A 24,554-nucleotide genomic window follows, 5' to 3' on the forward strand; every position below is an offset into this window, starting at 1 on the left:
CGCTCATGGTTGTTCCGGCAAGCTGTTGAGTGAATTTAGTTCAAAGTGAGGAATCCGCCAGAAGCGAATTCAGTTCGCAGTGGTAAAGCTCAATGCCCGTATAATTGAGTGGTTTTTCAGGGAAGGAATGCATTCATGGCTGTAGAGGCTTCCTCAGGCGCTTCAGTCCCTGACTCGAATAAAGCACCCAGAGTGCAGGAGTAAGGAATACTTTCTGCGTGGGAAAACGACCATTTGGGCACATTCTCCCTGAAGTATTTTTCCCAGCTATTCTCGAACATCTTCATGGTGCGATCACGGCGGTCACGGAACTGCAGATAATTTTCATGTCGAGTCCAGCCATGCATCCTGTTGCCTGCTTTAACACGGTTTGTATAGGCTTCATCAGTTTCATTGAAGCGTTGAGGCGAGGCAATAGCGGTACGTTTCACAAATTCATCTTGCGTTTCCCCCATGCCTTTCCAGCGATTTATCTTGTCAAGACTGCGGCCCAGGGGTCCACCCAGCCACTGAGTGAGCATCTTGTTGTCGTTCATAAAGAAGTCGAAAGTGAGACTCGATGCCAGAGCGAATCCGAAGGTTTGAGCATAAGTGAATCCAGATATAAGGCCATGGGCGTATGCTCCGACAGTGGCTACCGGACCCAGCACCAGACCGGCTGTGACCGAGGCCAGAGTTTTTACTTTTTGCGGTGTCGCTCTGTGCAGCAAGGGTACCTGAACCCCTTGCCCGGAACCCATGGATTTCACTATTTCGGGCGTCAGACGTGAAATGCTGCGATAGCTGTGCGGGTTGGCGTTGTGCTGTCTGGCAAATAGCATAGCGCCGGTTTGCAGCAGAATGACTGATGACGCGGCCTTGCCCAACGGCATGACCATCCCGCCTACCTCAGAGACTTGTTCAATTCCACTGTGGTAGGCATATTGCCCGGTTCGGTCAAGATCAACACCATAGCGTTCCAGCCAGTGCTGGAAGGGTATGAGCATCCGGTGCAGGTAATCACCCCTGTTGGTCAGATCCAGAAGGTAGAGGAATGCCATGTTTGACAGCGACAGATCGTTAGCCTGCCAGACGGTATGGGTCGCCAGCAGGGGTTTGTAACTGGTGTAGTACCAGGTGACAGCCTGTACCAGAAAAGCTGAAGGTTTGACCCAGTAATCATTGAGCTGCCACTCAACTGCTGCGACATGAGCCTGCATCAATGTGTTATGGATTGCCTTGATCAGGTCTGATTCAGACAGGCCAGCAACATTGGCATAAGGTGTCAGGGTATCCTGAAGATTGCACAGGAAGGCTGCCGTCCTGCGGCCATTTTCAAAGGCAATATCGTCAAGCACGTAGTTGGCGATAATCGCAGCTGCGTACTCTTTCATGCCGATAACAGACTCTTTCATACCCGCCGGGTGAGAGGCCGCCACGGTCACAGGATTAAAGGCAGTCTGCATGAATTCGTCAGCTCCCTTATCAGACAGTATCCCGACAACAACCTTGAAGCGAGGCACGTCGACACCCTGTTTGTAGCCAAGGAAGTGTTCAAATTCGGCCACTGTCTGATAACCATCAACACCTCTGACGGCCTTTATATAGTTCTCAAGTTCAACTTTACTGATCAAGCCTTCCCGCAGCAGAGTGATGATCTTGTTAGCACTGGCAGAATGGGCAGCGAAGTATTCCGAGAAGCTTTTCAAGTCTTCCGGTTCATGCCCAACGGAGTCTACGGCTGTTTTGCCAATGTCGCGAATTTCGTCTTGGAATTGCTGAGACCCTATTTCCATCTCATACATGGCGTTGAGCACCATAATCTCGATTTCTTCCAGCACGTCTTCGGGCCGATTTTCCGGGGAGGCGACGGGGGATTTCGGAAAGCTGGTCTTCAGGCTTTTAAAAACTTCCACAATCCGACTGGCCTGTTTAAACGTCAGTTTGTCTCCGGCCATTGCCTGCACGCGAATGGGGGCAAATTCATCGTCAAAATTGAAAACCGAAAGAAATGGTATTGTCTTATCGCTCTGCATTGCTGCTTCGTTCAGGCCAATTGCGGCTTGCAGAGCTTGTTTTTTGAGAGGGTGCCGCTGCATGAAGTCGTTCATATCGGTCAGCAGTTTTGCCTGTTTCTCTGAGTACTGGATGAGACTGCGGTCATTCCTGGCGGCTTCTTCGGCAACCTTCAGGACTTTTTCCATTCTCACAACGTCTGCTTTCCTGGCTTCAAGTTCAGCTTCCAGACGCATCTGACGGGACGGTTCCTCAATCAGTTGCTGGATCTTGCCGCCAGTACCATCATCACCGCCCAGTTCTAACTGTTTGTTTCTCAGGGCATTAATCCGTTGTTCATTGGTGTCAGAAGTGTCAGGTTCAAGACCCACGGCTGCTTCGGTGGCTTCAAGAAACGCGTCATGATCCGCCAGGTCCTGTTTTGCACTTAATGCAGCTTGATATTTATGATGCAGGGCTGAATCCAGCCGATCCAGATCGATTTTATCTGAGCTTGATGGGTGTCCATTGATGTATTCATAGTCGAACATTTGCTGTTCTTTGCGAACCAGATTTTCTCGTGCAGCAACTTCTTCAGCCATTGCATTGGCTAAATCCATACTTTTCCTGTCGTGCTCATGCAGAAACTCCGTGACCTGAGCGTACATTTTTCTGGTTAAAGGCAGTTCACCCCGTACTCCATCGATTTCATCGGCTGCGGCATGAAACGGAGTGTATGTATAGCCATTAACATGAAAAACGTAGTCAGCTTCTTGCAGCGAAGTGGGGTCGAAATGTATCCGGACGTACTGATTTGTTTTGGCTTTCAGTTTCTCAACGATTTTATCTCGTACGTCTACACTGTACCCCAGCAGGAAATTTATGATCTCCTCTGCTCGCTCTTTATTGGTTTGTTCGTCACCTGCAGACAGGCCCAGCTCGGTCTGAAGTTGTTTCATTCCCTGATTGAGAGCGATATTACCCCGGTTATGTTGGAGAAAAATATCCATGTTGCGGTCAGCCATTTCCAGCTCATTTTCAGCTTCTCTTACTGCTCGCCTGGCTCTGGCTACCTCACGATCAAGTAAGTATCGGGGTTTTGGCCCCAGCCGGGCCATATGCCTGTCAAGCTCATTCTCAATGACTGCGATGCGCTCAGTAAAGGTAGGCCGAAACACTTTGTAAATTTCTTTGGTCATTTTACAGAGTGTTTCTTCAATGAGATTGATCTGATCATTCACACAGGCATTATTTTTATAGTCTTCAATGTTGAGTTGATGAGCAATTTCATTGTTAATGTTTCTTGATAAACCTTCATCTTCATAGCGGTGGAATACTTTTAACCTTAATTCCGAAATTCTGGACTTTATGGTTTGCACCTGTTTTTGTCGGCCGACATCTTTTTTTAATTCTACTTTCAGATCATCGGCCAGTTTAGCAATTAAAGCCTTGTCCCTTTTCCTGGCAGCAGCGTTTTCATTCGGGTCGATGCCCAGATCGTACTCTAAATCTTGAAGCATCACCTTCTGTCGTCCTTTGGCTAGCTGATCTGCATATTCGACATAAAGGGCAATATGGGAATAAAGCAGGAGCTTCTCATGTTTACCTTTCCTTTTTTTGTAATCAGCAGGTTTGGTATCTTCTCTCCAGAGGGCATAATACTGCTGCTCGGTTATTTTTTTGATGACATCATTGTCATCAAGTTTTTTACGAACCCTGTCAAGTCGTTCCAGTTTGTTATCACCTTCACTGACCTGAATCCCGAGTATTTCTTCTGTGGTTTTCAGCGTATCCAGCGCCTCTTCCTCTGCCCGCTGCTCAGCCTCGTTAAAGTATGTCTGAATTTTCTCAGAAATGGCGTTCCGACGATCATACACATCGCCCTCGCTATCGATGTCGACCATCTTCAGGGTTTTTTCCACAGCAGTGAGTTTCTGAAGTAGTTCAGGGCCGGGTTTGAGGCGTTCTGGCGTTCTGATCTCTTTCAGTTCTTTTTCCAGGCGTGCAAGATTGTGGACCACCCTGAATACCGCTTTTTCCAGGACGCCCTGATTCTTTTCTACGTTGTCTTTACTCAGTTTAATACCAAGAATTTCTGCCAGAGCATTTTGTTTGGCCTCGGTGTAAGAATTATCTTGGCCATGCAGTGTCTCAATTCTATGAAGCAGGACATCTTGTTGAATATCCATTGTCTTGATTTTCTGAAGCATGAGTTGTTTGTGAGCATTCATTTCCTCGATTTTTTGAAGCAGGTGTTCTTGCTGAGCGTCAACATCTGCATTGCTATCAAAATCCTGAATGTTTAAATGTGCGGCAATGGTTGCATAGCGGGCTTTGATTGCGGCTGCTTTTCCAGCTTCTATAATGGTTCTCGGAAGAAGATATCGCCGGACCAAAGCTTCCTGCTGTTCAAGGAGCTGCAGAATGGCCTGCTGACGGGTTTCCGGGGTATCTCTGTCGTTAGAGGTCAGGCCGAGATTACTTTCAAGGTTTGTCAGTCTCTGCGGAGCCTCATCGTCGGTCGGGTCTGTCTTATGTTGTATATGCTGCCGAACAGACTGAAAGCGGGCAACAAGATCGTTTTTATTGTTCGGGGTCATACCGAACTGATCTTCAACGGCTGTCAGTATTGTAATTATAATTTCATAGTCAGGCTGTTCTACTGCAGCAAAGGTTGTGACCAACTCCTGGGTGGTTTCATGAATTTTATTTCTGAGAAGTCTGGCTTGTTCTTCTGGTGTCTGGGTATTATCCCAATTATAAATACCAAGTTCTGCTGCCGTTTCACGAAATATTTTTTCGTTTAGCTTGCCCAGTTTGGCATATTCTATCCGCAGCTCCTCCAGGTTGTTGTGTAACTCAAACAACTGTCTCGCCATGTCGGTCATGACTCTGAAAGTAAACTCTTCGTCTTTGTCAGGATCGATCTGTGCTTCTTTGATATAGCCGACAACGGGTAACACTTTGCGAATATGCTGAAAAAAGTGCGGGTTCATCAGAAGATTTTTAAGTACGGGTTTGAAGCCAAAGTGTCCTAAGAGTTGCCTGTACATCCGGGTTGGCGTGATGACTAATGAAGCGACTTTGATGTGTTCTGGTGTGAACTCAAATTCATCTGATCCATATGCCTCATCTGGAGAAGCCAGCGCCAATGCCTGCAGGAGGGATTCGTAATATACAAGCGAACGCACCGCCAGTTTATCTTCGTTTGAAAGTGTCGTTAGTTGATCTTTGTCAATGACTGCATCGTGCCGTGCAACTAACTCCTCCAGCACCGCCATCTGCCTGCTTCGAATGACGAACGGGTAGTTTTTGAGCTTGCGTTTGATAAGCTCTGCTTTTACTGCAGGGGCGGGATTATTACCCTCAGCTTCTATCCAGAATTTATAGAGGTTTTCTACGAAAGCGACATCGTCCGGATTCTGCATCAGACCATGAAAAACAATATTCTCCCCCGGAGCTTCTGCTATTTCCAACTTTGGATAACCCGCAGGCACATGATAAACCCGTTTGGCATCCTCAGCGTCTACTATGTAGCCAACAGGTTTGTTGTGTGCCAGTAGTTCGTTCAGAGCCTCCTGTTGTAAATTCTCTTCCAGTACATGAACCTGGATATAGGCAGAGGCGGCAGCTGCCAGGAGAGCCTCATCATTGACAAAGAGTGATTGACCCAGACGGTGCAGTTCAGGGGGCTGATCGCCCGCAGCGATAAGGCGCATGAAGGTACGCCCATTCACTTCAACTTTTTCAACTTCAATGGTGGCAAGGCCAACATAGTGATCATTTGAGCCGAGGTTTCCTGCTCTTTCTGCAGCGGCTTTCAAAACTTTAGCCAGTTGCAGGTGGTTGGCGATTTTCGTTAACGGTTGTAATGATGAACTCCAAACTAATTGATCACGAGCAACCTCCACGGAATCCTGATCGGTCATTCCGCCTCTGACTTCAATGACCAGTTCCTTTTCTTCAAGGTTGTGGGTGAACCTGAAGACTCCCTCATCGCCTACTTTGAGAACTTTGATATATTTCTGAGCAACATCATTTTCGCCTGTTTCAAACTGATCAACACTGGAAACACCATCACCAATACCATAAAGAATTTCTGTAAAACTCATAGTAGTAGAGACAAAGCCCTGACCTTCTGAAGGCTCATAAGGGTACGTGGTGGTAAAAGATTTGGGTATTGGCTGCTGGTCATCACCTAAAGTTGGCTGAACCATGACCTCACTACGAAGTTTCACAACATTTCCGCTGCCCAAAATATAGGCTTTCGTCTGCAGTTTGCGAGCAGCCAGTGCCTCTGTATTAATGATGGAAGAGCTGATCGCAATGGCCACTGCAAGGCTTAATGCATTGTGGCGGGTATTTGTCATTCTGCTACCTCAGAGCTGAGTACTTTTGTTATCTTGAAAAGTGATTGCCATACCTGGAGAGGAAGCACATTACAGCGGTTCATGACCGTCAATCGCTCATGGTTGTTCCGGCAAGCTGTTGAGTGAATTTAGTTCAAAGTGAGGAATCCGCCAGAAGCGAATTCAGTTCGCAGTGGTAAAGCTCAATGCCCGTATAATTGAGTGGTTTTTCAGGGAAGGAATGCATTCATGGCTGTAGAGGCTTCCTCAGGCGCTTCAGTCCCTGACTCGAATAAAGCACCCAGAGTGCAGGAGTAAGGAATACTTTCTGCGTGGGAAAACGACCATTTGGGCACATTCTCCCTGAAGTATTTTTCCCAGCTATTCTCGAACATCTTCATGGTGCGATCACGGCGGTCACGGAACTGCAGATAATTTTCATGTCGAGTCCAGCCATGCATCCTGTTGCCTGCTTTAACACGGTTTGTATAGGCTTCATCAGTTTCATTGAAGCGTTGAGGCGAGGCAATAGCGGTACGTTTCACAAATTCATCTTGCGTTTCCCCCATGCCTTTCCAGCGATTTATCTTGTCAAGACTGCGGCCCAGGGGTCCACCCAGCCACTGAGTGAGCATCTTGTTGTCGTTCATAAAGAAGTCGAAAGTGAGACTCGATGCCAGAGCGAATCCGAAGGTTTGAGCATAAGTGAATCCAGATATAAGGCCATGGGCGTATGCTCCGACAGTGGCTACCGGACCCAGCACCAGACCGGCTGTGACCGAGGCCAGAGTTTTTACTTTTTGCGGTGTCGCTCTGTGCAGCAAGGGTACCTGAACCCCTTGCCCGGAACCCATGGATTTCACTATTTCGGGCGTCAGACGTGAAATGCTGCGATAGCTGTGCGGGTTGGCGTTGTGCTGTCTGGCAAATAGCATAGCGCCGGTTTGCAGCAGAATGACTGATGACGCGGCCTTGCCCAACGGCATGACCATCCCGCCTACCTCAGAGACTTGTTCAATTCCACTGTGGTAGGCATATTGCCCGGTTCGGTCAAGATCAACACCATAGCGTTCCAGCCAGTGCTGGAAGGGTATGAGCATCCGGTGCAGGTAATCACCCCTGTTGGTCAGATCCAGAAGGTAGAGGAATGCCATGTTTGACAGCGACAGATCGTTAGCCTGCCAGACGGTATGGGTCGCCAGCAGGGGTTTGTAACTGGTGTAGTACCAGGTGACAGCCTGTACCAGAAAAGCTGAAGGTTTGACCCAGTAATCATTGAGCTGCCACTCAACTGCTGCGACATGAGCCTGCATCAATGTGTTATGGATTGCCTTGATCAGGTCTGATTCAGACAGGCCAGCAACATTGGCATAAGGTGTCAGGGTATCCTGAAGATTGCACAGGAAGGCTGCCGTCCTGCGGCCATTTTCAAAGGCAATATCGTCAAGAACGTAGTTGGCGATGACCGCAGCTGCGTACTCTTTCATGCCGATAACAGACTCTTTCATACCCGCCGGGTGAGAGGCCGCCACGGTCACAGGATTAAAGGCAGTCTGCATGAATTCGTCAGCTCCCTTATCAGACAGTATCCCGACAACAACCTTGAAGCGAGGCACGTCGACACCGTGTTTGTAGCCAAGGAAGTGTTCAAATTCGGCCACTGTCTGATAACCATCGACACCTCTGACGGCCTTTATATAGTTGTCAAGTTCAACCTTGCTGATTGAGCCTTCCTGCAGCAGAGTAGTGATCTTGTTAGCACAGGCAGAATGGGTAGCGAAGTATTCCGAGAAGCTTTTCAGCTCCTCTGGTGAGTACTGGAAGGGACCACCGTCATTTTCGTCGGCTTCCTCTGCAGCTCTCAGGGCTTCCCTTAATATCTCTAATTCCGCTTTTTTGCCCTCTGCTGCTCTTTTCAGATTCTGCTGTTTCCGTGTCAGTTGCAGAATCTTGCCGCCAAAACCATCATCCCCACCCAGTTCCAGCTGTTTGTTTCTCAGGGCATCAATACGGGCGTCATGGGTAGCAGTGGAGTCTGGCTTAAGACCCAGATTATTTTCAATGACTTTAAGACTTGCTTCATGATCCTCCAGAGTTTCCAGTGCTTTTGATATTTTTACTATTTTGTCCATTATTTCTTTATTGTGCTCAAGTTTGGTTTTAGTTTTCGGATCTATGTCTTTGGAGTTGTCAATCGCCTGATTTTCAGTATCCAGAGGCGCTTGTGATTGCTTTTCTTCATCCTTGGCACTGGCCAACTCCATTTCTCTAAAATCGTGCTCATGCAGGAACTGTGTAACCTGAGTGTACTTTCTCCTGGTTTCTGGCAGTTCGCCCTCTGCGTGATTGACTTTATCCTTACCATGAGACGCTTGACAGTCTCTAATGGCATTAATGTAATTAGATCCTTCTAAATAATTATCATGGTCAAACTCAAAAGGGATTTTCAGGGCTCTAATGTTAGTGTTCAGCTGATGAATGAGGCCAACCCGTTTTTCTGCATAGTATTCGCTTTCCTGAAGAAAGCGTTCGATGTCGTTTAATAGGTCTTCAGGGGTTTGATTATCATTCTGAGTCAGGCCAAACCTGGCATGAATGCGTTTCAGTGATTTATGGAGAGCCGTAATGTATTTATCTCTGTCGGTGGGGACGTCAGTAGAATCTGTGAATACCACCTGTTTACGATCAACAGCATCCAGTTTGCGATGAAGTTCCTCCAGCTCAGTTTCAGCTTCTTCTATGCTTACTTTCGCTCTGGCCAGCTCTCGATCAAGAACGTATCGGGGCTTAGGTCCCAGGCGAGCCATTTGCCTGTCAAGCTCATTCTCAATGGCTGCAACGTGCTCATTAACATCGGGCTGACCCGCATTGAAAACTTCTTCATCCAGCCGCGCGAGTGTCGCTGTAATCAGACGGTTCTGGTCTTTGAGAGGAGCATCTTCTTTATAATTTTCAATGTTGAGTTGAAGAGCTATTTCATTGTTTCTGTCTCTTTTGACACTTTCATGGTTATAGAGTTCGTCTACTTCATCCGTTAATAACCAAATTTTGGTACTTAGAGCATCCTTTTTTTCATCCAGGCTGGCATCTTTTCTAAATTTTACTTTCAGGACATCGGCCAGTGTAGCAATGAAATGCTGGCCTCTTTCTTCAGCCGCAGAGTTTTCGCTAATGTCGATGTTCAGCTTTTCCTCTACAACTTTAAGCAGCACTATCTGTTGTTTTGTGATTAACTCATCAGCGTCTTCGACAAGAAAGTTAAGACGCCCTTGCAGCCTCGCAAGTTTTAATTTCCCTGTTTCGTACGTCGGTGCGATGTTTTTTTTCCGGACCCTGTAATCTATATCAGCCAGCATTTTTTCGGTGACATCATCGCTCTCAAGTTTGCTACGAACCCTGTTAAGTCTTTCTGCATTGCCATCATCTTCATTGACTTTGATCCCGACGATTTCTTCTATGATTTTCAGTATACGCTGCGCCTCTTCCTCTGCATTCTGTCTGACATCAGTGATGTATGTCTGAATTTCCTCAGAAATGGCGTGACGACGGTCATAGACATCGTCTTTTCTATCGAGGTCATCCATCTTCAGGGCTTTTTCCACAGCCGTCAGTTTCTCTACTACTTCAGGCATGGCTTTGGTATGGTCTGGTGTTCTGATGTCTTCCAGTTCTTCTTTCGAATCTGTAAGAATATGAACTCTGTTGTGTATTGGCTGTATCAGTGCCGACAGGTGCTGTTGAATGGACTGAAAGCGGGCACCCAGGTCGTTTTCATTATCGGGAGTAATACCGAGTTGGCCTTCAATAGCGGCCAGATTTGTTTTTACAGTGTCTTTGTCATTAAGTCTCTCTCTGATGCGTATGGCTTGCTCTTCGGGTGACTGGGTATCATCCCAGTGATCAATACCAAGGGCTTCTGCCAGCTCAATGTTGCGAATTTTTATGGCTTTTTCTCTGGCATTACGAACTTCCTGTTTTAGTGCCGGAATTTCCGCGACTTCCTGCTGAAGTTTCTGTAACTGGTTTTGCAGTCCTTCCTGCAATGAAAGAGACCGCGCAAGGTCATGCTCAGCTTTAACTTCAATTTTTTGCCTGAGTTTAAGTGCCAGGATTTTTTCCCTCTGAATCAGCTGTCTGGCCATGTCGGCACTGACTTTGGCCGCAAACGGATCGTCCTGGTAAGCCACATCGGCCCGTAATTCGGCGGCAACGGGGCTCAGAATACTCTGAACAAAATCCTGGTTCGTCAGAAGATCTCCAAGCACGGATTTGAAGCTGAAGTATTTTGCGAATTGCATCTGCAGCCAGGTTGGCGTGATGGCTAACGAAGCGACTCTGATGTGTTCTGTTGTGAGCTCAAATTCAGCAGCTGGAGATGCCAGAGTTGGAGTAGCACTGACCAATGCCTGCTGGAGAAATTCGTAGCATGCAAGTGTATTCAATGCCCGTTTATCTTCGTTTGTAAGCGTCGTTGGCTCTTCAGCGCCGTGCCGCGCAACAATCTCCTCCAGCACTGCCATCTGCCTGCTTCGAATCACGTACAGGTAGGTTTCGACCTTACCTTTTTTAACTTTTGTTGCCGCTGACGGGATGGTGTAGTCAGCCTCCGCTTCTTTCCAGAGGTTATAGATGTTTTCTACAAAAGTGAGATCATGCGGATTCGGCTTCTGACCATGGAAGACGATAACCTCCCCCGGAGCTTCTGCTACTTCCAGTTTTGGGTAACCCGAGGGCACAGGACAAAGCTGTTTGTCACCCTCGACGTGGACAACATATCCGACGGGTTTGTTGTGCGCTAACAGTTCATTAAGAGCTTTCTGTTGTAAACCTATTTTCAGAACGTGAACCTGGATGTAGGCAGAGGCGGCGGCTGCCAGAAGAACATCATCATTGACAAAGAGTGATTGACCCAGACGTTGCAGCTCAGGAGGCTGATCGCCCGCAGCGATAAGACGCATGAAGGTACGCCCATTCACTGCAACTTTTTCTACTTCAATGGTGGCAAGTTCGACATAGTGATCACTTGCGCCAAGGTCTCCTGCTTTGTCATCAGCTGCTCCCAGCACAGCATGCAGCAGTTGGGGGTGGGCGATTTTCGTTAATGGTTCTAATAATTTAATGCCAACTAATCGACGACGGACAGCCCAGACTGAATCCTCGTCGGTCATTCTGCCTCTGACTTCAATGACCAGTTTCTCTTCTCCAAGGTTATGAGTGAACCTGAAGATTCCTTTATTATCCACCTTCAGAATTTTGGTGTATTTCTGAGCAACGTCGTTCTCGCCTGTTTCAAACTGATCAACAGTGGAAACGCCACCATAGATATTATAAAGAATGTCTGTAAAGCTTACAGAGTGAATACTGTAGCTCGTTCTGTCATGATTCTGATCAATGTAGAGGGTGTTAATGGATTTGGGTATTGACTGCTGGTCATCCCCTACAGCTGGCATAACAGTGACTTCACTCTGGGTAAACTCCGCATGTCTATAGCTCAGAAAATGGACAGATTTCGTCTGCAGCCTGCGACCGGCCAGTGCCGGTGTAGCTATCATGGAAGCACTGACGGCAACGGCCACTGCAAGGCTTAATACACCAGGGCGGAGATATGTCATTTTACTGCCTCGAAGAAGGCACCCAGAGTGTGGGAGTAAGGAATACTTTCTGCGTGGGAAAACGACCATTTGGGCACATTTTCCCTGAAGTATTTCTCCCAGCCATTCTCAAATAGTTTCATGGTGTGATCGCGGCGTTCACGGAATTGCAGGTAATTTTCGTGTCGAGTCCAGCCATGTATCATGTCATTTGCTTCAACACGGTCTGTATAGGCTGCATCGGTTTCACCGAAGCGTTGAGGCGAAGCAGTATCGGTGCGCATCACATATTCATCGTCCGTTTCACCTGCGCCTCGCCAGCGATTTATCCTGTCAAGAGTGCGGCCCAGAGGTCCACCCAGCCATTGAGTGAGCATCTTGTTGTCGTTCATAAAGAAGTCGAAAGTGAGACCCGATGCCAGAGCAAATCCGAACGTTTGAGCACAGGTAAATCCGGCTATGAGACCGTGGGCGTATGCTCCGACGGTGGAAACTGGGCCCAGCACCAGACCAGCTGTGGCGGAGGCCAGGGTTTTCACTGTTTGTGGTGTTACCCTGTGCAGCAGGGGTATCTGAATCCCTTGTCCGGAACCCATTGATTTCACTATTTCGGGCAGCAGACGGAAAATGCTGCGATACATTTGCGGGTTGGCGTTGTACTGTCTGGCAAACAACATGGAGCCGGTTCTCAACAGAATCACTGCAGAAGCGGCCTTGCCCAATGGCATGGCCAGTCCGCCCAGTTCAGAAACTTTTTCAATTCCTTTGTGTTGGGCATATTGTGCGGTTCGGTCAAGATCAACACCATAGCGTTCCAGCCAGTGCTGAAAAGGTATGAGCATCCGGTGCAGGTAATCACCCCTGTTGGTCAGATCCAGAAGATAGAGGAATGCCATGTTCGACAGGGACAGATCGGCAGCCTGCCAGACGGTATGGGTCGCCAGCAGGGGTTTGTAACTGGTGTAGTACCAGGTGACAGCCTGTACCAGAAAAGCTGATGGTTTGACCCAGTAATCCTTGAGCTGCCACTCAACCGCTGCGGCATGAGCCAGCATCAATGTGTTATGGATTGCCTTGATCAGGTCTGATTCAGACAGGCCAGCAACATTGGTATAAGCTGTCAGGGTATCCTGAACATTGCTCAGGAAGGCTGCTGTCCTGCGGCCATTGTCAAAGGCAATATCGTCAAGAACATAGTTGGCGATGACCGCAGCTGCATACTCTTTCATGCCGACAACAGACTCTTTCATACCCGCCGGGTGAGTGGCCGTCACGGTCACAGGATTAAAGGCAGTCTGCATGAATTCATCAGCTCCCTCATCAGACAGTGTCCTGACAACGACTTTGAAGCGAGGCACATCGACGCCCTGTTTGTAGCCAAGCAAGTGTTCAAATTCGGCCACTGTCTGATAACCATCAACACCTCTGACGGCCTTTATATAGTTCTCAAGTTCAAGCTTGCTGATCAAGCCTTCCCGCAGCAGAGTAACGATCTTGTTAGCACTGGCAGAATGGGCAGCAAAGTATTCCGGGAAGCTTTCCAGATCTTCAGGTTCATGCTCGACGAAGTGAATGTCTGTTTTGCCCATGGCGCGAATTTCGTCCTTGAATTGTTGAGACCCTATTTCCATCTGAGACATGGCCTTGAGCACCAGAATATCAACTTCATCCAGCGCATCCCTGGGCTGGCCGTACAGGGGCTGGACAGTGTATTTCGGAAAGCTGGTCTTCAGGCTCTTAAAAACTTCCACAATCCGACTGGCCTGTTTAAATGTCAGTGTGTCTCCAGCCAATGCCTTTACGCGAATGGATGCGAATTCATCGTCAAAATTGAAAACCGGAAGAAATGGCATTGCTTTATCGCTCTCCATTGTTGCCAGGTGCAGGCCAATTGCGGCTTGCAGAGCTTGTTTTTTGAGAGGGTGCTGCTGCATGAAGTCGTTCATATCGGTCAGCAGTTTTGCATGTCTCTCTGTGTACTGGATGGGACTGCGGTCATTCTTGACGGCTTCTTCGGCAACCTTCAGGACATTTTTCATTCTCACAACGTCTGCTTTACTGGCTTCAAGTTCAGCTTCCAGACGTATATAAAGGGACGGTTCCTCAATCAGTTGCTGGATCTTGCCGCCAGTACCATCGTCACCACCCAGTTCTACCTGTTTGTTTCTCAGGGCATTAATCCGTTGTTCATTAGTGTCAGAAGCGTCTGGTTTAAGACCCACAGCTGCTTCAGTGGCTTCAAGAAGCGCGTCATGATCCGCCAGGTCCTGTTTTGCAATCAATGCAGCTTGATATTTATGAGTCAGGGCTGAATTCAGCCGATCCCGATCGATTTTATCGGAGCTTGATGGGTTCCTATTGATGTTTTCATAGTCGAACATCTGCTGTTCTTTGCGAACCAGATTTTCTCGTGCAGCAACTTCTTCAGCCATTGCGTTGGCTAAATCGATACTTTTCCTGTCGTGCTCACGCAGGAATTCCGTGACTTGAGTGTACTTTTTTCTGGTTAAAGGCAGTTCATTCCACAATCTTTCCATTTCACCGGTTGTTTCCCGACCCGGAGTATATGAATAACCATTAAAAGTAAGAACGTAATCATCAGCTTCTTCCAGCGAAGCGGGGTCGCCTTTTATCCAGACGCGCAGATTGGTTTTGGCTTTCAGCTCCTCAATGATTTTATCTCGTATGTCTACTCTGTATCCCAGCAGGTAATATATGATGTCCTCTGCCCGCTCTTCGTTGGTTTGCTCGTCACCTGCAGGCAGACCCAGCTGGGTCTGATACTGTTTCATTGCCTGATTGATAGCAATGTCTTCCGGGGTACGTTGGAGCAAAACATCCATATTGTAGTTTGCTTTTTCCAGCTCATTTTCAGCTTCTTTTACTGCTCGCCTGGCTCTGGCTACTTCGTGATCAAGAACGTATCGGGGTTTTGGTCCCAGCAGAGCCATTTGCCTGTCAAGCTCATTCTCAATGACTGCGATATGTTCATTAATGGTAGGCTCAACGACGTTGAAAACGTCTCTAATCATTTTTGAGAATGTTTTATCAACGAGACTGATCCGGTCATTCTGACAGGCATTGTTTTTATCTCCTGAGACAGGTTCATCTTTACAGCGCCTGATTGCGTCAAACTTTAATTCTGAAAGGCTTTTTAACATAGCAATCATATGTTCACGCATACTGGCATCTTTCTTTAATTCTACTTCCAGGCCGTCGGCCATTTTAGCAATGAAAGCCATGCCTCTTTCTTTAGCAGGAGCGTTTTCGTTCTTGTCGATGCCCAGCCTGTTCTCTACAGCTTCAAGCATCCTTATCTGTCGTCTTGTGGCTAGCTCATCCGTTTCAACATAAGAGGTAATACGCACGCAAAGCTGGAGCTTCTCAAGTTTACCTTTCCTTCTTTCGTAATCAGGTTTGGGATCTTCTCTCCAGAGGGCTTGAAATTGATACTCCGTCATTTTTTCGATGACATCATCCTCCAGAAGCTTATCACGAACCCTTTCAAGTCGTTCCAGGTTGTTATCACCTTCACTGACTTGGATCTCGAGTATTTCTTCTGCAGTTTTCAGCACATCCAGCGCCTCTTCTTCTGTCCGCCGTTTGGCCTCCTTGAGGTATGTCTGAATTTTCTCAGAAATGGCGTTCCGGCGATCATAGACATCCCCCTCGCTATTGAGGTCGACCATGTTCAGTGCTTTTTCTACAGCAGTCAGTTTCCGAAGTACTTCAGGGCGGTGGCTTGGCGTTCCAGCTTCTGTTGCAGCAAGCCTTGTGGCAACTGATTGGTGGATTTCATGAATTTTTCTGCTGATAATTCTGGACTGTTCTTCGGGGGGTTGAGTGACATCCCAGTCATCAATGCCAAGCTCTTCTGCCAGTTGCGCGTTGTGAGCTTTTGCGGCATCATTGCGCACATGTTTTTTTAGCAGTTGAATTTGATCGTCTTCCCATCGAAGTGTCTTTATCTGGTTTTCCTGCTCTTCTACTCTGGCACGAAGCTGTTCAAGCTTATCCTCATAGTAATGTATTAGTTCTGTTAATTCGTCTTGATCGCTGAGTTCGGCCTCTTTTACCCTCAGCTTTTCCAGCTCGTTTTCCATTTCAATCAGCTGCATGGCAAATTTGCGCTTGACTTTGGAAGCAAAGCCTTCCTGTTCGCTGGAAGGATCGTCAAAATAATCGTCAGAAAATACGGTGGTATCGGATTTAATTATTTGATGAATATTCTGAATGAAATACCGGTTATTCAGAAGGTTTCCAAGTACGGGTTTGAAGCTGAAGCGTTTGACAAGTTCGACATGCATCCAGGTCGGCGTGATGAACGACGAAACAAATCTGACCTGTGGTATTGTTAATTTAAATTCATCGGCTCGATCTGAACTGGCACAGGTCAATGCCTGCTGGAGATATTCATAGTATGCAAGTGTCACCACGTTGCCAAAGTATAAAAAAGACGTACCTGTTGTACTGACAATGCCCTTCTCGTGCTCTGCAGCTAACTCCTCGAGCACTGCCATCTGCCTGCTTCTAATGTTGTACTGGTAGCTTTTGAGCCGGTCTTTTTTAATCTGTATCGTTTCTCGAGGGCGAGGACTGTTGCGGAACTCTTCCATCCAGACGTCATAGATAGCTTCCATAAAAGCGATATCCGTCGGATTCTGCTTCTGACCACGGAAAACAATAATCTCCCCCGGAGTCTCAGTCACTTCCAGTTTTGGAAAGCCTGCAGGCACAGGGAGAGCCTGCGTGTTATCCTCAGCGTAGATAACATAGCCAACGGGTTTCTGGCAGGACAAGAGTTTATTCAGAGTTTCCTGTTGTAAATCTTCTCTCAGAACATGAACCTGGGCATAGGCAGAGGTGGCTGCTGCTAAAAGCACCTCATCATTGACAAAGAGCGATTGACCCAGACGTTGCAGTTCTGGTGGCTCATCGCCTGCAGCGATCAGTCGCATAAAGGTGCGCCCTTTCACTTCAACCTGGTCTACTTCAATAGTGGCAAGGGCAACATAGTTATCAATTTCGCCAAGACTTCCTGCTCTTTCATTCGCACCTTTCAGCACGCCGACCAGATGTTCAGGGTCGGCGACTTTCGTAAACGGTTCCAGTGGTTGGATATCACTTGATTGAGCACGAACAGCCGAAATTGAATTCTGATCGGTCATTCCTTTTCTAACTTCAATGACCAGTTTCTTTTCCGCAAGATTATGGGTGAATTTGAAGATCCCCTCATCACCGACCTTGAGGACTTTGGTGTATTTCTGAGCAACGTCATTATCGTCCGTTACAAACAGATCAACACTGGAAACGCCACCTTCGATGCCGGAAAGAACGTCTGTGAAGCCTTCAGAAGGAGCCTCGTAGCCTGCTACGGCTTCAGTCTGATCTGGGTAGGTGGTTGTAAAAGATTTGGGTATGGGTTGCTGGTCATGACCTAAAGTTGGCTGAACTATGACCTCACTCTGGATAAACTCCACAGATTCATTGTCCAGAATGTCAAAAGATTTTGTCTGCAGTCTGCGATCGGCCAGTGCCTGTGTACTGATGATGGAAGAGCTGATTGCAATGGCCACTGCAAGGCTTAATGCAGTGGGGTGAATAGTTGTCATTCTGCGATCTCACTGCTTTTGTTATCGTGAAAAGTGATTGTTGCACCAGACGAGGAAGCAACTTTCAAAATCACCCATGGTTGTTAATTGCTCATGGTTGATACGGTAAGCCGAAGTGTTCACCTGTTTCATGGTGAATTGCTGAGGTTGCTGGTGGAAAGCTTGATTGAGAGGTGTTTCTCTTATCATCACCGTGTACTTACAGTTCATCATCCTTTTGCAATTTATTGAAGGCTTCAAGAGTGTAGAAGTAAGGAATGTTTTCTGCAGAAAAAAAATAAGACACCCATGGAAGAAAAAAATAAGACACCCATAAAAATTAATAAAAAAATAAGACACTCAAAAACCGTATTCCCAAAAAGTATCAGAAAATCTATCCTCAAGTAGCGTATCAACGAGCCACAAAGAGAGCCATTAAACGCACAGAGTCTTTCAAGCCATAACTCAGGCAGTACAAATCCATTCCGACATAAGTCGAAGAGAGATAAAGAGAGGGTCTTTGACGTCTTAACTGACTTCTACGCTAACCTGTCAGGTACAAACGACTGCAGGCGTTTAAACCTCGAAGCCACTTCTGTCCGGCTTCAAGTGCATAAGCCTTCATCGCCTTCAGACGGCCAACTGCCCGATAAAAACGATTATTCCATTGCATGGTTTTCAGCCACTCATCCGGATCAATTTCCAATCTTTCAAGAATAGGAGGGGTACACGACGGAATGGAACCTTTCTTGTCTGTCCTGACAACGCGGCCACTCCAGTCAACCAGTTCCAGATAGTCGTGAAGAAGGTAGGGAAGGGCAACGTCCTTATTCTGGCCCTGCAAACAAAAAGGTTTCAGGGTCAGCGGCTGATTTTTAGTCTCAGAATGTGTAAATTGATCCACTCGTTCCTGAATCGACGTGTAGTCTGATGCTTCCGGTGTTTCTACCTTACCAGCCCGAATCGGATTCAAGTCAACGTAGGTCATGCAGGTCAGTAAAGCTGCCTCGTCCAGCAATGCCTGGCTTTTAAAGCGACCTTCCCAGAAGCGTCCTTTACACTGGTCTTCTTTATTGGCCTCACGAGCAAGGTATTCATTCAGGCAGCGCATAAACCAGCTGATATCCATTAAACGACGCCGGTATTCCTCAGCATATTCATCAATACGGGCCAACTCAGCGCTGCCCAGTTTGTCAGCGGCCAGATACCTTTGCACCAGAAGCGGACCTCTGAACAAGGTTGTCCAACGATGAAGCACTTCATTCCGTGACCAGCCTCTGGCAGATGACTGATTGATGTGCAAAACCACATGATAATGGTTTGACATGACTGCGTAAGCGCAGACTTCGATAGCAAAGACTGAAACCAGTTCCCGGAGTTTATCCACCACCCACTGGCGGCGATGCTCGTAGTTCTTGCCAGTCAGGTGGTTCTCTCCACAGAGGTAAGCCTGACGAACACATCTTGCCATGCAGTGGTAATAGGGCGTTGAGCTGGGGTCAATCAGTGTATTGCGGGCCTGAGCCATGGACTCACCTGTTTGGGTAAAAAATCAGTGATGGGTGAAAAAGTAGACCAGATGGGTGGTAAAGCAAATTTATGGGTGTCTTTTTTTTTCTTTTTCCTTTTCTAAAGGGGTCATTCACTGGTTTCTGATATCAAAGTTCGTCATAGGTATTCTTGCCTTCCAGATCGGACTTCTTAACCTCAAGACCAGCCAGCGCTGCTTTCTCGGCTGTGGGGATGGTGGTTGATTTGGTTTGAGGGTTATTTATCTGATCATCACTCTTTTGCCAATCATTGAAGTTTCCCAGAGTGTAGGAGTAAGGAATACTTTCTGCGTGGGAGAATGACCATTTAGGCACATTGTCCCTGAAGTATTTCTCCCAGCCATTCTCAAACAACTTCATGGTACGATCACGGCGGTCACGGAATTGCAGATAATTTTCGTGTCGCGTCCAGCCATACATTTTTTTGCCTGCTTTAACACGCTTTGCATAGGCTTCATCGGTTTCATTAAAGCGTTGAGGCGAAGCAATAGCCGTACGTTTCACATATTTATCCCGGTTTTCCCCCAGGCCGAGCCAGCGATTAATCCTGTCAAGGCTTCGACCCAGAGGTCCACCCAGCCATTGCGTGAGCATCTTGTTGTCGTTCATAAAAAAGTCGAAGGTGAGACTCGACGCCAGAGCAAATCCAAAGGTTTGAGCATAAGTGAATCCAGATATAAGGCCATGAGCGTATGCTCCGACAGTGGCTACCGGACCCAGCACCAGACCGGCTGTGGCCGAGGCCAGGGTTTTTACTTTTTGTGGTGTCGTCCGGTGCAGCAGTGGTACCTGAAGCCCTTGTCCGGAACCCATGGACTTCACTATTTCGGGTGCCAGACGAAAAATACTGTGGTACATATGCGGGTTGGCGTTGTACTGCCTGGCAAACAACATGGAGCCGGTTCTCAGTAAAATGACTGAGGAAGCGGCTCTACCCATTGGCATGGCCAGTCCGCTCACTTCAGTGACTTGTTCAATTCCACTGCGGTCGGCATATTCGTCAGTTCGGTCAAGATCAACACCGAAGCGTTCCAACCAGTGCTGGAAAGGTGTGAGCATCCGGTGCAGGTAATCACCCCTGTTGGTCAGATCCAGAAGATAGAGGAATGACATGTTCAAGAAGGATAGCTCGGTAGCCTGCCAGGTGGTGTGGGTCGCCAGCAAGGGGGCGTAACTGGAGAAGTACCAGGTGACAGCCTGTACCAGAAAGGCTGATGGTTTGAGCCAGTACTCATTCAGCTGGTGCTCAACCGCTGCGGCATGAGCCTGCATCAAGGTGCTATTGATAGCCTTGATCAGGTCTGACTCAGACAGGCCGGCAGCATTGGCATAAGGCGTCAGGGTATCCTGAACATTGGTCAGAAAGGCTGCCGTCCTGCGGCCATTTTCAAAGGCAATATCGTCAAGAATATAGTTGGCGATGATCGCGGCAGAGTACTCTTTCATACCGGCAACCGACTCTTTCATTCCTGCCGGTTCAGTAGCAGTAACGGCCACAGGAGTAAAGGCACTCTGTATGAACTCATCAACTCCTGCATCGGACAGCATCTGGACAACGGCTTTGAAGCGGAGCACATTGATGCCATGTTTGTTGCCCAGGAAGTGTTCAAATTCAGCCGCTGTCAGATAACCACCGACATCTTTGGCAGCTTTCATGTAGTTTTCAAGCTCAATCTTGCTGATCAGTCCTTCACGCAGCAGAGCTATAATTTTGTTACCACTGGCAGAATGAGTAGCGAAGTATTCCGAGAAGTCTGTCAGGTCTCCTGATTCATGTTCGACGAAGTGAATGGCTGTTTCGCCCATGCCGTTAATGACCTCGTCGTATTGTTGAGCCCCACTTCCTATCTCACTCCTGACCCTGTGCGCCAGACTCTCGACTTGTTCCATGATATCTGGCTCAGAGGGGGAGAGCGGGAAGCTTCTTTTCAGGCTTTTGAAAACTCCCACAATCCGACTGGCCTGATTAAACGTCAGGTCTTTTCCGACCAGCGCCTGCAAGCGAATGGGGGCAAACTCATCGTCAAAATCGAAAGTGGTAAGAAAGGGTATGACCTTACCACTGTTTACCGCAGAGGCTGCCAGACCTGTTGCGGCTTCCAGAGCTTGTTTCTTGAGAGAGTGCTGCTTTATGAAGTCGTGCATCTCGGCCAGAACTTTTACCTGTCCCGGGGTATACCGGAAGGGACCGCCGTCATTTTTGACGGCTTTGCCTGCCGCTCTCAGCACTTCCTTCATTCTCTCAATATCTGCTTCTCTGGCTTCAATCTCACTTTCCAGACGGTCCTGTTCCTGAATCAGTTGCTGAATCCTGCCGCCATTGCCATCATTCCCACCCAGTTCCAGTTTTTTGTTTCTCAGGGCATTAACCCGGTCATCATAGTTAGCAGTAGAATCTGGTTTAACGCCCACAGTTTCTTCAATGGCTTTAAGACTCGCTTTATGATCCTCCAGAGCTTTTTGTGCTTCTGACTTCAGCGTTTTTTTCTGTTCCAGGACTAAATCCAGCTCAGCTCTCTCGTCCTCAAGTGAGGTTTTAGTTTGTGGATCAATGTCTTTGGAATGGTTAATGTCCTGATTTTTTCTATTCAGAGCCTCTTGTGCTTGTTTTTCTCGAAATTGTGCATGAGCCAATTCCATTTCTCTAAATTCGTGCTCATGCAGGTATTTCGTAACCTGAGTGTACTTTCTTCTGGTTTCAGGCAGTTCGCCTATTGCGAAATCGACTTCATCCCGACCATAAGCGGCTACATAGTTTCTGACAGCATTCATGTAATCCTCTTCTGACATGTTATCAGGGTCACTCTCAAAAGGGGGTCTGAGATCTTTGATGGCAGCACCCAGTTTCTTAAAGGTTTCAACTCGTCTATCTGTCTCGTCCCTGTTTCTTTTCAGAAAACGTTTAATGCCGTCTATCAGGTCTTCAGGGGTTTGATTATCATCCTGAGTCAGACCCAACCCGGTCTGAATTTGTTTCATTGCCTGATTGAGAGCAGTGGTATCTCTGACCGTGTCAGGGCGGACGTCAGTAGAATGTGCAAATAGCACTTGTTTACCATGAACAGCATCCAGTTTGCGATGAAGTTCCTCCAGCGCACTTTCAGCTTCTTCTATGTCGCCTTTGACTACCTCTGAATCAGGAACGTATCCTGGTTGAGATCCCGGACGAGCCATTTGCCTGACAAGCCTGGTTCGAACCCTCTCAAGCCTTGCTGTCATGTCATCTCCTTCATTGACTTTGATCTTGAGTAGTTTTTCTACGGATTCCAGTACATTCAGTGCCTGACGGTCTTGTAATTTACTGTCTTCATTCAGTTCAGGATCAGGAACCTCAGCCAGAGCATCTTGTCTGAGTTTGACGAAAGTTGCTTCTTTAGTGGCTTGAGTATTCAGTGTCGTCTTTTCAGGTTCTTCCTGAGGCTGTCCTGCTGAGGCAGCCGCTCTGTGCATACCATTAATTTTCTCCAGGAGGCGTCTGGCATGCTCATCCAGTGACCGGGTATCACTCCAGTCATCCTTGCCAAGTGCTACTGCCAGTTCAGCGTTGTAAAGACTTCTGGCAAAAAGAACTTCCTGTTCCAGCTCAGGAATTCGCCCGATTTTCTGAATAATTGTATTTTGCAGGCTTTGCTGATCTTCCAGCTGCACAAGAAGCTTTGCAACTTTACCCTTAATGATCTGAAGGAGTTGTTGCACTTCCAGTTTTATCTCATCGCCGGTATCGGCTATTTCCGGTGCCCGCTGCAACCTGTATTCAAGCTGCAAGAGTTCGACTGCCTCTTTCTGAAGAAGCTCTTGCAGGTCGCTGTCCCGTTCAGCCAGCTGTCTGGCCAGGTTTTTCCTGAATTTGACATAAAACTGTTTGTCGTCGTGTAAGTCGTCGGTCTCTAATTTAACGACAGTGGATATATGATTAAGAATATTCTCAACAGCATGCTGGCTAGTCAGAAGGTCTCTGAGTACAGGGTTGAAGCTGAAGCGTTTTAAGAGTTGGGCCTGCATCCAGATTGGCGTGATGAGTGACGAAGCAGCTCTGATGTGGTCTGCTGTGAACGCAAACCGAAATGTTTCATCTTGGTCAGCAATGCTCAGCGCCTGCTGCAGAGATTCATATTTTGCCAGTGCAAGCGCCGTCTCTTTATCTTCGTGTGCAAGCGTCGTTTGATCTTCGTTCACTCCAGTATTGTGCCGCGCAACAAACTCCTCCAGCAGCGCCAGCTGCCTGCTTCGAATGAACCGCAGGTACCTTTTGACATTAGATTTTAAAACAAGAACTGATACTGGATTAGCGGAGTTGTGAGCCTCAGCTTCTTTGAGGTTAAGAAGGTTTTCTACAAAAGCGACATCGGCTGGATTCGGATTATGGCCACGGAAAATAATGATATCCTCAGCAGTCTGAGTCACTTCAAGTTTTGGATAACCCGAAGGCACAGGATAAACCAGCGTGTCATCATCGGCGTGTACAACATAGCCAACGGGTTTGTTGTGTTCCAACAGTTCATTGAGAGCCCTCTGTTGTATATCTCCTCCCAGGACGTGAACCTGAATATAGGCAGAAGTGGCAGCCGTCAGCAGAGCCCCATCATTAACAAAGAGCGATTGGCCCAGGCGCTTTAGCCCGGGAGGCTGAGCACCCCCTGAGATAAGGCGCATGAATGTACGCCCATTCACTGCAACCTGTTTTACTTTAATGGTGGCAAGGGCGACATAGTGATCGCCTGAACCCAGGCTTCCTGCCCTGTCATCGGCACACAACAGCATTGAATACAGTTCTTCGGTGCTGGCTAGTTTCGTTGACGGTTCTAATGGTTGGCCGCCAGATAATCCAGCACGAACAGAGTTAACTGAATCCTCATCGGTCATTCCTGCCCTGACTTCAATCAACAGTTCCTCTGCGTCAAGGCTATGGGTAAACCTGAAGACTCCCTCATCGCCCAACTTCAGGACTTTGGTGTATTTCTGAGCAACGTCATTCTCGCCTGTCTCAAACTGATCGACAATGGAAACGCCTCTATCGAAATAAAAACAAAGGCCGACAAATGAGCTTTTTGAAGGACAAATATGGCCCTCCCTGAACTCAACCTGAGGAGTGTAGGTGGTTGTAAAGGATTTGGGTATTGGCTGCTGGTCAAGACCTAAAGTTGGCCGAACCTCCACCTCACTCTGGATAAACTCCGCATGTTCATTGTCTTGAATGTCGACAGGTTTTATCTGCAGCCTGCGACCGGCCAGTGCCTCTGTGGCAATGATGGAAGAGCTGATTGCAAAGGCCACAGCAAGGCTCAATACTTTGGGGCGAGCATTTGTCATTCTACTACCTCAGAGCTGAGTACTTTTTATTACCGCGAAAAGTGATGACCACACCAGGCGAGGAAGCAACTTGTGATCGCTCATGGCTGACATTCGCTCATGGCTGTCATTTGCTTGTGTGTTTGCTTGTGTGAGTAGCTTCAGGCTCTTTCAGCAGAGAAACCTCTGTGGACTGGAGGAGGAAACGCT

Annotated in this window: 5 protein-coding genes; all 5 read right to left on the reverse strand. The window is 47.6% G+C overall.

Features of this window, described 5'->3' with window-relative positions; all coding sequences use genetic code 11:
* Positions 1-116: 116 nt before the first annotated feature.
* The 5 genes from ACO6V5_RS01590 to ACO6V5_RS01610 all read right to left on the reverse strand — a co-directional run bounded on the left by ACO6V5_RS01590 (position 117) and on the right by ACO6V5_RS01610 (position 24,365).
* Positions 117-6,344, reverse strand: a complete 6,228-nt coding sequence (locus ACO6V5_RS01590; protein ID WP_422441931.1) for a hypothetical protein — start codon at positions 6,342-6,344, stop codon at positions 117-119.
* A gap of 209 nt (positions 6,345-6,553) precedes the next feature.
* Entirely contained in the window at positions 6,554-11,935 is a 5,382-nt protein-coding gene (locus tag ACO6V5_RS01595; RefSeq protein WP_422441929.1) for a hypothetical protein, read from the reverse strand.
* Positions 11,932-17,526 (reverse strand): hypothetical protein, encoded by a 5,595-nt coding sequence (locus tag ACO6V5_RS01600; RefSeq protein WP_422412633.1) that lies wholly within the window; start codon positions 17,524-17,526, stop codon positions 11,932-11,934. Before ACO6V5_RS01600 ends, ACO6V5_RS01595 begins: the two co-directional genes overlap by 4 nt.
* 523 nt (positions 17,527-18,049) lie before the next feature.
* Entirely contained in the window at positions 18,050-19,033 is a 984-nt protein-coding gene (locus ACO6V5_RS01605; RefSeq protein ID WP_422134666.1) for a transposase, read from the reverse strand.
* A gap of 130 nt (positions 19,034-19,163) precedes the next feature.
* Positions 19,164-24,365, reverse strand: coding sequence for a hypothetical protein (locus ACO6V5_RS01610; RefSeq protein ID WP_422412631.1), 5,202 nt, complete (start codon positions 24,363-24,365; stop codon positions 19,164-19,166).
* Positions 24,366-24,554 lie beyond the last annotated feature (189 nt).

Origin of the sequence: Endozoicomonas sp. ALD068 (genome assembly GCF_049310145.1) — a bacterium.
In the GTDB taxonomy this organism is placed as follows: Bacteria; Pseudomonadota; Gammaproteobacteria; order Pseudomonadales; family Endozoicomonadaceae; genus Endozoicomonas_A.

Excerpts from the sequence above, each read along its gene's own strand:
- ACO6V5_RS01590 (WP_422441931.1), bottom strand. The coding sequence starts at position 6,344 with ATGACAAATACCCGCCACAATGCATTAAGCCTTGCAGTGGCCATTGCG.
- ACO6V5_RS01595 (WP_422441929.1), bottom strand. The coding sequence starts at position 11,935 with ATGACATATCTCCGCCCTGGTGTATTAAGCCTTGCAGTGGCCGTTGCC.
- ACO6V5_RS01600 (WP_422412633.1), bottom strand. The coding sequence starts at position 17,526 with ATGACAACTATTCACCCCACTGCATTAAGCCTTGCAGTGGCCATTGCA.
- ACO6V5_RS01605 (WP_422134666.1), bottom strand. The coding sequence starts at position 19,033 with ATGGCTCAGGCCCGCAATACACTGATTGACCCCAGCTCAACGCCCTAT.
- ACO6V5_RS01610 (WP_422412631.1), bottom strand. The coding sequence starts at position 24,365 with ATGACAAATGCTCGCCCCAAAGTATTGAGCCTTGCTGTGGCCTTTGCA.